Origin of the sequence: Danxiaibacter flavus, assembly GCF_041060425.1 — a bacterium.
In the GTDB taxonomy this organism is placed as follows: Bacteria; Bacteroidota; Bacteroidia; order Chitinophagales; family Chitinophagaceae; genus Danxiaibacter; species Danxiaibacter flavus.
In genome coordinates, this window is the sequence record NZ_JAULBC010000001.1 from 24,747 (window position 1) to 38,428 (window position 13,682).

The window sequence follows — 13,682 nt, forward strand, 5'->3', positions numbered from 1 at the left end:
ATAACATCTCTTTAGACAGTACAAGCTGATAGCTCATAGCTGACAGCCGATAGCTAAGGAGTGAGGTAGGTAATCAATTTGTTACAATTGACAGAAACGGTTGGAAATAAGTTATGGGTACCGTGCTTCGCATCAGTTATAGACATAACATCTCTTTAGACAGTACAAGCTGATAGCTCATAGCTGACAGCCGATAGCTAAGGAGTGAGGTAGGTAATCAATTTGTTACAATTGACAGAAACGATTGGAAATTAGTTATAGGCACTGCACTTCACATCAGTTATAGACATAACATCTCTTTTGACAGTACAAGCTGATAGCTGATAGCTCATAGCTGAAAGCTTTAAACTGCTTTACTAAACAACATTCTTTGTTCGGCTGCCGCTTCGCTGCGCAACAGGTGCAGATCAAAAGCCTTACACACATTTCTGATGAAATGACGGCCGGTGTAGGTTAGCTCAAGTCTCTTTTCACTCCAATGAATAAGGCCGTTTTTTTCAAGTTCATCTAATTCTCTAAGCGTGTAAGGTTGAAAAAGGGACAAGTGCTCAGGGCGGAAATAAGTCCCTCCCTGGCAGGATATATCAAGGATATATTTCCGCATGATCAGATCCTCCTCGTTAAGGAAGTAGCCTTTTGTTACAGCTAATTCATTTTTCTCAATGCTGGCGTAATAATCGTGAATTGTTTTATGGTTTTGTGCGAATGCAACACCTGCGTCGCTAATGCTTGAAACACCGAGACCAAGTAGCATTGATGTGCGCTGAGTTGTGTATCCCATAAAATTCCGGTGCAGCCAGCCTTCTTTCCATGCTTTATACAGATCATCACCAGGCAAGGCAAAATGGTCCATGCCTATATCGGTGTAGCCATTGGCCGTAAACAACTCTTTTCCCGCAAGGTATAATTGCATTTTAAGAGATGCGTCGGGAAGATCGCTTTCATCAAACAAACGTTGAGCTTTGCTGGTCCAGGGTACATGTGCATAGCTGTAAAGCGCAATGCGGTCCGGCTTCAATTGAATACTCTGCAGGATTGTTTGTTGAATACTTTCTAAAGTCTGTAAAGGCAGGCCGTAAATAAGGTCAAAGTTGACTGATTTGTATCCTATTTCCCTGGCATTTTTTACCGCGCGTTCAACATTTTCGTACGGTTGAATGCGGTTGATCACTTCTTGCACTCTTTCGTTGTGATCCTGTACACCATAACTAACTCTTCTAAAGCCGATATCATAAAGGGTTTGGAGATGCTCTCTCGTCGTGTTGTTCGGATGTCCTTCGAAACTAAATTCATGCTCAGCGTGAACTACGCAATCTGAGAGGATAGTTGAAAGAAGTGTCTGCAGATTTTCAGGGGAGAAAAATGTTGGGGTCCCTCCGCCAAGATGCAGTTCCCTGATAACCGGTGCTTTAGTTACTAACGCCCGATATAACCGCCACTCTTTAATGATGGCATTCATGTAATCATTCTCCACAGAGTGGTTGGTGGTTATTTTTTTATTGCAACCACAGTAAGTGCATAGCGACTCGCAAAATGGAAGATGAATATAAAGACTGATCCCGTCCGCTGCACTTGCTTGTTCCATTTGTGTTTTGCAAACGTCTTTCCATCTATTCACGTCTATATTGCCTTGCCAGAAAGGAACAGTAGGATAGCTGGTGTAGCGTGGTGTTGGAACGTTGTATTGTTGCGGTAATTCGAGCGAGATCATGGTTTGCAAAATATGTCGCAAAGGTATCCGGGGCAATTACGACAGAACATGACCAAAATCATATCGACCGTTGAAAATTGTCATGATACTATCATTTATTGGATATTAAGAACATTACGCAGGCATGATCAAACGAATATTTATTTGTCAGATTCCTGCTCTTCTTCATCCATTTCCAATAATAAATTAGTTATTAAAGCCGTCCACCCGGTTTGGTGAGAGGCGCCCAGCCCCTGACCAGTGTCGCCGTGGAAAAATTCGTAAAACAGGTGATGTTCTTTGAAGTGTTGTTCTCGCCATTGTGGCTGATGACTTGCATGGTACTGAAATCGCCCCTCATCATTTCTTTCAAAAATTTTCAACAGCCTTTTGGTAAGCTCGTTGGCAATTTGCTTTAGTGTCAGCCTGTTTCCGGATTTAGCCGGAAATTCATATGTATAGCTATCACCATAATACTGATAATACTTGCGAAGGGCATTAATAATCAGATAATTTAAAGGCAGCCAGATAGGGCCGCGCCAATTGGAATTTCCTCCAAACATAGAACTGGAACTCTCACCAGGTTCATACTGTATTCTATATTCGCTGCCAAGGTATCCAAATACAAATGGATTGTCTTTGTAGTGTCTTGACAACGAACGGATTCCATAATCTGATAAAAACTCAGCCTCATCCAGGAGTCTTTTCAATAAATGTTCAAGCCTGTCACCAATCATTATTGCGAATAAATAATTCCCGTCTTTGTTTTTGTTTTCGATATCTGAAATAATTCGTGTTAAATCAGGCCGGGTAAGCCTGATTACCTGAAGTCTTGTATTAAACTCCCGCAACTGTTCAAACACACTGCAATGCATAATTTCAACTGCGAGTAACGGAATAACGCCAACGAGGGAGCGGACTCTTAAGCGCTGACTTGTTCCATTTTCAAACTGAATAGCATCATAATAAAACCCATCCTGTTCATCCCAAAGAGAAATGTCCTTTTTGCCTATGTGATGCATGGCCCATCCAATATTGAGAAAGTGACGGAAGAATTTAGCGGCAGATTCTTCGTAAGCCTTATTATGCTGAGCCAGTTCAAGCGAAATACGCAACATATTGATGGCATACATTGCCATCCAGCTGGTAGCGTCTGCCTGTTGAAGTTTTTTTATGCCGGCCGGCATATGGTTTCTGTCGAACACACCGATGTTATCGAGGCCTAGAAAACCACCCTCAAAAATATCTGTACCGTTTGCATCTTTTTGATTGACCCACCAGGTAAAATTCATCAGCAATTTCTGAAAAGCCCTTTCGAGGAAGTCCCAATCCGAAATGCCTGTTTTTTTCTTATCCGTTTCATAAACATACCATACGCTCCATGCATGCACAGGCGGATTAACGTCACTAAAATTCCATTCATAAGCCGGAATTTGTCCGTTTGGATGCATGTAATACTCTCTTAGTACTAAAGACAATTGTTGTTTTGCAAAAGAAGGGTCCACATGAATAAAAGTCGCTGCGTGAAAGGCCAGGTCCCAGGCTGCAAACCAGGGGTATTCCCACTTGTCAGGCATGGAAATAATATTTCTGCAGGTAAGGTGCTGCCAATCATAATTGCGTTTATAATTTCGAAAAGGCGCTGCTTCACTTGGTTCTCCAAACAGCCATTTGAATACGTCGAGATAATAGAATTGCTTTGTCCATAACAAGCCACTCACCGTAGTGCGAAGCAAAGAGCGGTTTTTTTCTGATATTCTTTTTGGTGTAAGGCGTGCGTAATATTGGTCGGTTTCAGCAATGCGTTGCGCAAAGATCTCGTCAAAGTCCGCCCATGGCTCATCCATCGCTGTTTTGGTCAGTCTTACACTGAAGGATTTTGACGCTCCCGGATTAATCTTCTCTTTTATCCAGATTGCCGCCTTGGTCCCTTCCTTTTTGGGGTTCACTGTATTCTCTTTGTTTACGATGTAATTGTTGATCCCGTCTTTAACAAAAGGAGAATCATTGGGCGTATTATACATCCTTCGATTGTTGGTTTCATTATCACAAAACAATTGTTCTCCTCCCTGGTGGTAAAAGAAAAAATTGCCATTTCGGCTGGAGCTGCTTTGAAGGCAATTGCTTGATATGGATATAATGTTCGGCTTACTGAAGCGGGAATTATGTTTCCAAAAATTACGAAACCAAAAATGAGGAATTACATGGATGAATGCCGGTTCCTTCCCCCGGTTATACACTGTTACCTTTATCAATATATCGTTTATACCTCCTTTGGCGTATTCGATGTAGCAATCAAAATAGCGGTTATCCTTAAACAAATCCGTGTCAAGTAGTTCATATTCCGGTTTAAGGCGATCCGTCCTGTTTTGCTGCAGCAATTCCATGTAGGGAAATGCCTCCTGTGGATATTTATATAAAAACTTGCAGTATGAATGTGTAGGAGAAGAATCAAGATGGAAATAGAGCTCCTTAACATCTTCGCCATGATTACCTTCTCCATTGGTCAGGCCAAAAAGCCGCTCTTTCAGAATGGGGTCTTTTCCGTTCCAGAACGCCGGCGCGACACAAAGTACCTGGTCGCTATCGCAGAAACCACCGATCGCCTCTTCTCCCCAACGATAGGCATAACTTCTTGCAAGGTCATGATTGACATAGTGCCAGGCATCGCCGTGCGGGCTATAGTCTTCCCGGACAGTACCCCATTGCCGGTCTGAAATATATGGCCCCCATTTTTTCCAGTTTTTACTGCTTAACGGATCAGAAAGGCGTTCATTCTCCATAGAGTCTTCTATTGCGTACTTAAATTACGTAATATGTTATATCATTTGGTTTCAGTAAAAAATGTAATCGAATTTTAAGGAGGCTAAATAAATTATTTTATTTTTAATGTTATTTATTGGCTTTAAAATTGAATAGTTAAACGCTCTGTTTTTTATTGTTTTACAATATGTTAGGGAGTATTTTATTTTATTATGTATTCAATGGCTTCATTTCACGTGCTTTGCTTCAACTTAATTATAAGCGATTTATTCATTCAGGTATTGCTTATTTCCATTTTGCTTATAAGTCCGTTTTCAAACTGATAAACATGCTTCACAAAGCCATCGGACAGCAGATTTCCGTCAAGATCTTTTACAACCTGATGAACATGCACTTCCACAAGGTTAGGGCCTGTCTCTTTATAAGATGTTGGTTTAACAGTGGGATTAATCGCTTTCCATTGTCTTAGCCAGTATGCTTTTACCGCATCTTTCCCTTCAACATAACCGCCTTCCCAGCCGTTGGGCCAATGCACATTTTCTGCCATCAATTGCAATACAGCGTCCGCATCGCGGTTGTTAAATGCATCATATGCTTGTTCGAGTATGTGTTGATATGTAACAGGCATTTGCAAATATTTTTGTTTGAGTTTTCAGCATCCTTGTTTTGTCAGTCGATAATAGTTCACCATCTTTTAAAAAACAAACCCCTACGCAGGGCAGGGGTTTGTAGAAAAAGAATTTGAAGGCTTATAAGTTCTCTAACTCTATATTTTTCCATTTAACTTTTATTCCGCCGCCATCATGAATTTGCAGTGCAATAAAACCATTTCCCTGTCCGATCTTTTCGTCTTTTAACGTGATCATCTGATGGCCGTTGAGCCATGTAGTTACTTCATCACCATTCACTTTTATCTTGTAAGTGTTCCATTCGCCTTGCTTCAGGTATTTTTCGTCTTCTGCTTTTGGCTGAATTAACCATCCGCGGCCATAAGACTCATAAATGCCACCTGTATGATGGTTTAGCGGAGCCACTTCCGCCTGCCATCCGCTGATCTTTACGCCTTCGGGAATGCGTGACCTGAAAAATACACCGCTGTTTCCATCAGCCTCTTGCTTAAACTGCAGCGTTAAAACAAAGTTCTTGTAATCTTTATTGGTGGAAAGGTATCCGTATTGTTTATCAGGACCGCTTTCGCAAATAAGTTCACCATTGTCAACGTACCATTTTTCCGTTCCATGAATTGTCCAGCCTGTGAGATCTTTTCCGTTGAATAACTTTTCTTTTTTCTGTGCATTAGCAGCTGTAAGCACGCTGATAAGCGTTAATAAGGTAAGCAAATGTTTCATGTCGATAGTTTTTAAAAAGCTTTCAGCTATCAGCTGTCAGCTTTGAGGTCTCTGTAATAAATAGGTTGAAAGTTAATGTAATTCTCATTTCAAATCTCAAATTTCAAATCGCCTCCTCTATACTTTGCAGGATTATCTCACACGCTTTTATCAATTCATCCTCCGTTATAATGAGCGGCGGGCCGACACGCATGCATTCCGGCGCAAATAAGAACCAGTCGGTGATCAACCCGTTTTGAATACAACGATGTATGATTTTTTGATTGATTTCAAAGCTCCCAAACTCTACCGCTGCCCAAAGGCCTGCAGTGCGAAGTTGTTTGATGGCCTTGTGTTGCAGCTGTTGTTGGATGATGGTTTCTTTCTTTTTTACGTCGCTGATGAACTTTCCATCCAGTAATACTTCCAACGCAGCCTTTCCCGCAGCACATGAAACAGGGTGCCCGCCGAATGTAGTAATATGTCCCAGCACCGGACTGGAAGTTAAAGTTTGCATCAGGTCCCAACTACTTATAAATGCACCAAGTGGCATTCCGCCACCAAGCGCTTTGCCCAGTAATAGAATGTCTGGGATCACTTCATATTGCCCGAAAGCCCAAAGGCTGCCTGTGCGGCCAAATCCTGCCTGTATTTCATCAAATACCAGCAACACATTGTGATCCGTACATTTTTTCCTGATCTGTTGAATCCATTCTTTAGCGGGCGCGTTTAAACCGCTTTCAGCCTGCACTGTTTCCATAATAACACATGCTGTCGTATCGTCTATAAGGTCAATTGCTGCATCGCTGCCATAATCCACGTGGTAAATATCCGGCAATAAGGGCCTGAAGGCATTTCTAAAGTATTCATCTCCCATTATACTAAGAGCTCCCTGGGTACTTCCATGATAGCTTTTGTTGAAGGCAATTATTTTAGAATGTCCTGTAGCGCGTTTGGCTAATTTCATGGCACCTTCAGTTGCTTCGGCGCCGCTATTGGTAAAATAAACGCAATTCAGGGATTCGGGTAAAAGGTCAGCCAGCATTCGTGCATATTGTACCTGTGGGTTTTCAATAAACTCGCCATACACAATCAGGTGCATGTATTCAGCCGCTTGTTGCTGGACAGCTTTTACAACATCCGGATGGCCATGGCCAATATTACAAACACTAAAACCGGATATGAGATCTATATACGGTTTGCCATTTATGTCGTACTGGTAAATGCCGCGGGCTTTCACAATTTCCAGTCCTATAGGAGCCGGAGATGTTTGTGCCACATGATCAAGAAAAAGTTGCCTGTTCGAAATATGACTCATGCTTATTGCTTGAAAGTTGCAAATATCGCAGATTATTTTCTGTACCGGGGTTTGTGTTAATCAGAAACAAGTAACTTGGGCAAGCTTAAAGCTCACAGCCTGAAGCCCGAAGCGGAGGTATAAGGAGTGAGGTATAAGGCGTAAGGTATTTGGGACAGGCGTTACTGTAAGGTGCAACACTTCGATAGGGGAGTAAGATATGCATACAGTCCTCAAACCTTACACCTTAAGCCTTACACCTCAGAGCTCTATATCACCTAACCTGAATTTGAGTCGAGCCTGTTGCTCCAGACGTCTACTCTCAGTTTTAGGCTCTAGGCTTTGAGCTTTCAGCTTGTATTCATAAATCTTCTTAATTTGAAATTATGGCAGTGATTTTACCGGTTTTAGGAAAGGAACCAAAGTTTGGAGAAAAATGTTTTGTTGCGCCTAACGCTACAATTGTCGGTGATGTGGTAATGGGACGAGAGTGTAGCGTGTGGTTTAATGCAGTTGTCCGCGGAGATGTGAATTACATAAAGATTGGTGATAAGGTAAATATCCAGGACGGAGCAGTCATTCATTGCACATTTGAAAAAAATCCGACAGAGATTGGCAATAATGTGTCTATTGGACATAATGCACTGGTGCACGGATGCAAAATATACGACAACGTTCTGATCGGGATGGGTGCGATTGTAATGGACCGTTGTGAAATTCATAGTAATTCAATTATTGCAGCCGGTGCGGTTGTTTTGGAGGGAACGGTTGTAGAGAGTGGAAGCATTTATGCCGGAGTGCCTGCCAAAAAAGTAAAAGAGATACCCAAAGAAACTACTCACAGCGAAATAGAACGTATTGCGAATAATTACGTAAAATATTTTTCGTGGTTTTCTGATTTTAATGCAGCGAAATAATTTTTCCCGTTGTCTTTAACCAAAAAGATAGATACTGTACCCCGCAATCTCAACTAACTGCTTAATTTAATAAAATGATTAGACCCTTGACAGTATCTGTCTTTTTTCTTGGCCTTATGTTTGCTTTTACATCTTGCAAAGTGCGAAAAGGGTGTCCCAGTAACGGGGCAAATGTGGGAGCAGAAAGGATTTTAAGCGGCGACCCCCAGGCTGTCAAAAGTGTTAAAGGTGGAAAAAAATATAAAATGAACAAATTCTAAATTCGTTACTTTTTAAAAATCTGCCTTTTATTTAAGCCATCCAATTCCAATTGTAAAATACTAATTGCTTGCTGATAAAAATGTTGCACAATCATTCGATGAGTGCAATTGATGAAGTATTGTAAATGATATAAAAACGAAGGAGGATTAAATGAAAGTAAAAGTTACCGTAATTAAAGACGCAGCAGAAAGTTCCATAATTAACGAAAATGCAAGCTTGCAGCAATTTTACTCACTTACTAATGAATTAAGTAAGAACCGCCACGTTCGGTTTACAGGAAAAACTGATGAGGCTGATAATATTGTGTGGAGTTTTAAATATCGCGGAAGAAACCTTAACCTGCAATATAGCATTTACAATGGCTTATCCCTTGAGCCTGAAGATGTTAAAGATGCCAGAACCGCTTATGAACTGGTTGATAAAATCAAAAGCAAATCAGCAGTTTAATAATTCTTTGTATCGATCGATTCAAGTATATTATAATAACTGATATACCTGTCTTCGGTTATTCTTCCTTCGGCAACCGCCTGTTTAACGGCGCAACCCGGCTCATTAATGTGTAAACAATTATTAAATTGACAACTGGTTATCAATTTTTGCATTTCAGGGAAATAGTGAGAAAGTTCCTGGCGGGAAATATCCACCAGGCCGAATTCTCTTATGCCGGGCGTGTCAATGATCTGGCCACCGCCCGGCAAATCAAACATTTCCGCAAATGTTGTTGTATGCATTCCTTTTCCGCTCCATCCGCTAACTTCTTTCGTCCGTAATTCAAGGCCGGGAAAAATTGCGTTAATAAATGTTGATTTTCCTACTCCGCTATGTCCGCTTAGTAATGTTACTTTATCCTGCAGCAATGTGATCAGTTCGTCAATTCCACGGTTTTCTGTCATGCTAACCAGCAGTATTTTATAGCCGATATCTGTGTACATCGCGTGCAATTTCTCATATTGTTCAAGCTCTTTTTTCCTGTAGATATCAGCTTTGTTAAATACAATTACGGCGGGTACATGAAAGGATTCCGCAGAAATAAGAAATCGGTCTATAAACCCCTGCGAGGTTTTCGGTTCTTTCAAAGTAGCGAATAAAAGTGTCTGATCGAGATTTGATGCTACAATGTGATGCTGGTTCTTGTTGTGGGGAGATACCCTCGCTATATAATTCTTACGGTCATAAATTTGTGTAATGATGACCGTTTTTTCAATTTCGTTCTCATGTTCAATCTCTACTTCGTCGCCCACTGCGATCGGGTTAGTGGATGTAATACCCTCTATCTTAAATATGCCTTTTATGCGGGCATTGTAAACAGTGCCGTCTTCGGTTTTGGTGATATACCAGCTTCCTGTTGATTTATAAACCAGTGCTCTCATTCAATTGTAATGCTCAGGCTTTGGGCTCAGGCCTTTAAGCTTTCGGCTTTTAAGGAAATTTTCTAAATACAGTATAACGTAAAGTTATTTCAATAAGCAGGAAGAACAATGCTGCCGCAAGCCATGGTAAATATTTCTCTGTGTACCTGTTATGGGTCGAGATCTCTACCCTGGACTTTTCCAATTGATTAATGCTGTTGTAAATTAACTGAAGTGCGGCCTTGTCTGTGGCATGAAAATATTCGCCGCCCGTTTGCTGGGCAAGGTCCTTTAACAGCTTCTCATTAAATTCCAGCTTCTTGGTTTGCTGAACCGGTCCAAAAGGTGTGTTGGTTACTTCCTGTATTTCCTTTTCGGAACCCACACCGATCGTATATACTTTTATCTTGAAAAGTCTGGCCATGTCCCGGGCAATATCGGGTGGAATGGTTCCTCCAAAATCAACACCATCTGTTAACAGCACAATTACTTTTGATTTTGCTTTGCTTGACCTTAAACGGTCAACACTAGTCGCAAGCCCTGAGCCGATTGCCGTGCCTTCATCCTGCAAATAGCCGCTTTGTATATTTCTTATTTGTGTAAGTACTGCATTGTGATCAGTTGTTATGGGGCACAATGTAAAACTTTGATTGCTGAATATGACTACGCCAATTTTATCGCCGGGTCTTTGTTGAACAAACTGCGTGGCTACATCTTTCGACGCTTCCAGGCGATTCGGCTCAAAGTCGCGCTCCGTCATACTTCCGCTGATGTCAAAACAAAGCACCATGTCAATTCCTTCACCTTCTGTCAATTCCTCGGTAAATTTCTGCTGTGGCCTGGCCAGTGCGATAATGAGACAGATGAGTGACAGGCATCTTAACACAAACGGAAAATGCCGGAAAGTAAGTTTCAGGTTATTGGTGTTTCCGATAAAATGCGTTGTGGTAATGAGCATAGCGGCTTTACCCTTGTCGCCTCTGCGCAGGTATTCAAGTATAAGTATCGGGATGAGTAATAGCAATCCGAGCACCCATACATAAGCAAACTGAATATGTTTAAACCACTCTGTCAGCATTTACTTTCCTTTGGTTGTTATATATGAAATCTATTGTTTTTCTAACGATGCCAATCGCATTTGCTTCATCCTTCGGCGGTAAATATTTTGCAAATTTTACCGCAGATATTAACCTGGCCAGCTGAAAGAATTCTGTTCTTAGGCCAGTATCGGAAATCAGGTCCCTGGTGTGCATCATTACCTCATCCGTTGTGCTCTGCATCGTGTGGATATTTAGTTCGGCATCCAGGTACGTGCGATATATTTTGTCCAGCTGCAAGTAAAAGATATTGACTGGGTAATTGCTTTTTTCCAGTTCTTTCAGGGCTTCAATTGCCTGTTGATAGTTGGTGACCGGATCTTTTGGTTTTATTGCAACGGCCTTCGATTTTTTCTTTCTGAAAAGGAACCACCATAGGAGAAAAATTAGCAACAAGCCTCCTGCAATCAGCAAAATGATCAGCCATATATTGCTACGCGCCTGTACTTCCAGTATGTCTTTAATAGGGTGGTAATCTTTTAAAGAAGATACATCCACCGGTAAAACTTCCAGTATAACAGGGGCGCTATGTAAAATTACCGGTTTGCCTGTCGGTTTATCTGCAAATGTGACACTGATGTCTGGCAGTTGCCATTTTCCTGAATCAAAGGAGGTGATGGTTATTTTCTGAACGTAAGTATTCAGACCGGAGATCATAGTCGAGTCGGTCTCTTCTCTTTTTACTACTTCAACATGATTACCGGTGTCAGGAAGATTGGCCCATGTAACAAGTGTGGCGGATAAGGGATTGATGTCTTCAGCCTTAATGGTTAAAGTAACCTGTTCGCCTAACAGAATTTTATCTCTGTCCAGGGAAGCGGAAAGTTTTTGGGCGGTTAAATTTTTTGAAGCCGAAAGACAAAGTAGTAATGCCAGCCCATAAATAACAGCCTTCAACTTATGATAATCTGATCGTGGTCCTTTCGTGTGCTTCATGCCCTTCTGATGAAAAATTCCTGTAAAGCTTTAACATAATCCTGGCCAGTGGCAACCTGTATCAGATCTGCGCCGGCTGATCTGAATGTAGTTTTTGCATCGTCCAGTATTTTATGAAATTGCTGGTTGTATAAATGCCGGGTATAAGTATCATTGGTATTCAGCCATTTTGTTTTGCCGGTCTCTGCGTCTTTTACCTGGATAAGTCCAACCTGAGGAAGCTCCTGATCACGCTTGTCATAGACCTGCACACCAATTACGTCATGCCGTTTTGCCGCCACCCGTAAGATCTCCCTATAACCTGCATCGGCAAAATCACTCAGAATAAAAACAATGCTTTTATGCCTGGAAGTATTATTCAGAAACTGCAGGGCTTTGACAATATCTGTCTGTGCGGAGTGAGGTTTAAAAGAGAGTAACTCCCTAACCATATACAGCACATGATCGCGACCTTTTTTGGCAGGAATGTATTTTTCAACTTTTTCGCTGAAAAAGATCAACCCGGCCTTATCGTTATTGCTGATAGCAGAGAATGCAAGCACTGCGCAAATCTCAGTTATCAGGTCTTTTTTTGTTTGACGGAATGTTCCAAACAAACTACTTGCGCTCATGTCTACCAGCAGATAAACACTCAGTTCACGTTCTTCTTCAAAAAGTTTGCTGTAAGTATGCCCCATGCGGGCAGAAACATTCCATTCAATAAATCTCACATCATCGCCAGCCTGGTATTCTCTTACTTCCTTAAAAGCCATGCCGCGCCCTTTAAAAGCAGTATGATACTCACCGGTAAAGAGGTGGTTGGTGAGTCGCTTGCTTTTAATTTCCAGTTCGCGAACCTTTTTTAATATGTCGGATGATTGCAACATGAATAAGTTATAAGTTGTACGTTTTAAGTTTTACGTTATAAGTTATACGTTGTACGTTGAATACAGCAGTATGTTGCAAATTGTAAGTTTTTAATACAAATAAAGGAACTGTTTTTCCTTCTCCGCAAGAAACGTACAACGTATAACTTACAACGTACAACTCCTAAGGAACATTAACGCTTGCCAGAATATTGTCGATGATCTGTTCGCTGGTAACATTTTCAGCTTCTGCTTCATATGTAAGTCCAATGCGATGGCGCATTACATCTTTACAAATTGCTTTTACATCATCAGGAATAACGAACCCACGTTTTTCCATAAATGCATGGGCTTTGGCTGCAAGTGCAAGGTTGATGCTCGCACGTGGAGAACCGCCATAACTGATCATGCTTTTTATTTTACCCAGGCCATAGTTATCCGGAAAACGTGTGGCAAAAACCAGGTCAACGATATATTGCTCAATCTTTTCGTCCATGTAAACCTGCCTCGTCAATTCGCGTCCTTTGGTAATTTCTTTTACACTTACAACGGGTTTTACCTCGGGTAACGTCAGATCCTGCACCTGCTGCCTGATGATCATTTGTTCTTCTTTTTTATCCGGATACCCAACAATAACCTTCAGCATAAACCGGTCAACCTGCGCTTCAGGCAGGGGATAGGTTCCTTCCTGCTCCAGCGGGTTTTGTGTGGCAAGAACCAAAAACGGATCATCCAGTTTAAAAGTGTCTTCACCTATTGTTACCTGTCTCTCCTGCATTGCCTCAAGCAAAGCACTCTGCACTTTTGCCGGAGCCCGGTTAATTTCATCTGCAAGAATAAAGTTCGCAAAAATCGGCCCCTTGCGAACCATAAATTCATTGCGTGGCTGATTGTATATCATTGTGCCCACCACATCGGCCGGTAACAGATCCGGCGTAAACTGTATACGGCTGAATTTAGCATCAACAGCCTGGGCGAGTGATTTGATGGTTAATGTTTTGGCCAGGCCGGGAACACCTTCGAGCAACACGTGCCCGTTACTCAGCAATCCGATCAAAAGCCTGTCTACCATTGTGTTTTGGCCCACAATAACCTTTTTTAACTCCTCACGTATTACCGTTACAAACGTTGCTGTATTGCTTATTTTTTCGTTCAGTTGTTTTATCTCTTCGCTGGTGAGCATGTTTTATCTGATTATG

12 protein-coding genes are annotated in these 13,682 nt (G+C 41.5%); 2 read left to right on the forward strand and 10 right to left on the reverse strand.

Going from position 1 to position 13,682, the window contains the following annotated elements; all coding sequences use genetic code 11:
* Nucleotides 1-343: 343 nt before the first annotated feature.
* From hemN to QTN47_RS00130, 5 genes are all read right to left on the reverse strand, one after another.
* Nucleotides 344-1,711 (reverse strand): oxygen-independent coproporphyrinogen III oxidase, encoded by a 1,368-nt coding sequence (gene hemN, locus QTN47_RS00110; protein ID WP_439100172.1) that lies wholly within the window; start codon nucleotides 1,709-1,711, stop codon nucleotides 344-346.
* A gap of 140 nt (nucleotides 1,712-1,851) precedes the next feature.
* Nucleotides 1,852-4,473, reverse strand: a complete 2,622-nt coding sequence (locus QTN47_RS00115; protein WP_369327262.1) for an MGH1-like glycoside hydrolase domain-containing protein — start codon at nucleotides 4,471-4,473, stop codon at nucleotides 1,852-1,854.
* Between the two features lie 254 nt (nucleotides 4,474-4,727).
* Entirely contained in the window at nucleotides 4,728-5,081 is a 354-nt protein-coding gene (locus QTN47_RS00120; protein WP_369327263.1) for a nuclear transport factor 2 family protein, read from the reverse strand.
* Nucleotides 5,082-5,202: 121 nt separating this feature from the next.
* Nucleotides 5,203-5,802, reverse strand: a complete 600-nt coding sequence (locus tag QTN47_RS00125; protein ID WP_369327264.1) for a 3-keto-disaccharide hydrolase — start codon at nucleotides 5,800-5,802, stop codon at nucleotides 5,203-5,205.
* Between the two features lie 103 nt (nucleotides 5,803-5,905).
* On the reverse strand, nucleotides 5,906-7,099 hold the full coding sequence (locus QTN47_RS00130; RefSeq protein ID WP_369327265.1) for an aspartate aminotransferase family protein: 1,194 nt from the start codon (nucleotides 7,097-7,099) through the stop codon (nucleotides 5,906-5,908).
* 365 nt (nucleotides 7,100-7,464) lie between these two features.
* Between QTN47_RS00130 and QTN47_RS00135 the strand changes: the two genes are divergently transcribed.
* Together QTN47_RS00135 and QTN47_RS00140 are read left to right on the forward strand one after the other, a co-directional pair.
* Nucleotides 7,465-7,995, forward strand: a complete 531-nt coding sequence (locus QTN47_RS00135) for a gamma carbonic anhydrase family protein (RefSeq protein WP_369327266.1) — start codon at nucleotides 7,465-7,467, stop codon at nucleotides 7,993-7,995.
* Nucleotides 7,996-8,406: 411 nt separating this feature from the next.
* Entirely contained in the window at nucleotides 8,407-8,703 is a 297-nt protein-coding gene (locus QTN47_RS00140) for a DUF3630 family protein (protein ID WP_369327267.1), read from the forward strand.
* Here the strand turns inward: QTN47_RS00140 and rsgA are convergent.
* From rsgA to QTN47_RS00165, 5 genes are all read right to left on the reverse strand, one after another.
* Complete coding sequence (gene rsgA, locus QTN47_RS00145; protein WP_369327268.1) at nucleotides 8,700-9,626, reverse strand: ribosome small subunit-dependent GTPase A; 927 nt, start codon at nucleotides 9,624-9,626, stop codon at nucleotides 8,700-8,702. The genes QTN47_RS00140 and rsgA overlap by 4 nt on opposite strands.
* Nucleotides 9,627-9,675: 49 nt before the next feature.
* On the reverse strand, nucleotides 9,676-10,683 hold the full coding sequence (locus QTN47_RS00150) for a vWA domain-containing protein (RefSeq protein ID WP_369327269.1): 1,008 nt from the start codon (nucleotides 10,681-10,683) through the stop codon (nucleotides 9,676-9,678).
* The gene (locus QTN47_RS00155; protein ID WP_369327270.1) at nucleotides 10,664-11,638 is read right to left on the reverse strand and encodes a hypothetical protein; all 975 of its coding nucleotides are present in this window, start codon (nucleotides 11,636-11,638) and stop codon (nucleotides 10,664-10,666) included. Before QTN47_RS00155 ends, QTN47_RS00150 begins: the two co-directional genes overlap by 20 nt.
* Nucleotides 11,635-12,504: a DUF58 domain-containing protein gene (locus QTN47_RS00160; RefSeq protein WP_369327271.1), complete on the reverse strand. Its 870-nt coding sequence runs from the start codon at nucleotides 12,502-12,504 to the stop codon at nucleotides 11,635-11,637. The genes QTN47_RS00155 and QTN47_RS00160 overlap by 4 nt, the downstream gene beginning before the upstream one ends.
* Nucleotides 12,505-12,667: 163 nt before the next feature.
* A complete protein-coding gene (locus QTN47_RS00165) occupies nucleotides 12,668-13,666 on the reverse strand; it encodes an AAA family ATPase (RefSeq protein WP_369327272.1) in 999 nt (332 codons plus the stop codon).
* Nucleotides 13,667-13,682: the final 16 nt, after the last annotated feature.

Bases quoted from the DNA above. Each gene is read 5' to 3' on its own strand.
- QTN47_RS00130 (WP_369327265.1), bottom strand. From the start codon at position 7,099: ATGAGTCATATTTCGAACAGGCAACTTTTTCTTGATCATGTGGCACAA.
- QTN47_RS00120 (WP_369327263.1), bottom strand. From the start codon at position 5,081: ATGCCTGTTACATATCAACACATACTCGAACAAGCATATGATGCATTT.
- QTN47_RS00160 (WP_369327271.1), bottom strand. From the start codon at position 12,504: ATGTTGCAATCATCCGACATATTAAAAAAGGTTCGCGAACTGGAAATT.
- QTN47_RS00165 (WP_369327272.1), bottom strand. From the start codon at position 13,666: ATGCTCACCAGCGAAGAGATAAAACAACTGAACGAAAAAATAAGCAAT.
- QTN47_RS00150 (WP_369327269.1), bottom strand. From the start codon at position 10,683: ATGCTGACAGAGTGGTTTAAACATATTCAGTTTGCTTATGTATGGGTG.
- QTN47_RS00140 (WP_369327267.1), top strand. From the start codon at position 8,407: ATGAAAGTAAAAGTTACCGTAATTAAAGACGCAGCAGAAAGTTCCATA.
- QTN47_RS00155 (WP_369327270.1), bottom strand. From the start codon at position 11,638: ATGAAGCACACGAAAGGACCACGATCAGATTATCATAAGTTGAAGGCT.
- QTN47_RS00135 (WP_369327266.1), top strand. From the start codon at position 7,465: ATGGCAGTGATTTTACCGGTTTTAGGAAAGGAACCAAAGTTTGGAGAA.
- hemN (WP_439100172.1), bottom strand. From the start codon at position 1,711: ATGATCTCGCTCGAATTACCGCAACAATACAACGTTCCAACACCACGC.
- QTN47_RS00125 (WP_369327264.1), bottom strand. From the start codon at position 5,802: ATGAAACATTTGCTTACCTTATTAACGCTTATCAGCGTGCTTACAGCT.
- QTN47_RS00115 (WP_369327262.1), bottom strand. From the start codon at position 4,473: ATGGAGAATGAACGCCTTTCTGATCCGTTAAGCAGTAAAAACTGGAAA.
- rsgA (WP_369327268.1), bottom strand. From the start codon at position 9,626: ATGAGAGCACTGGTTTATAAATCAACAGGAAGCTGGTATATCACCAAA.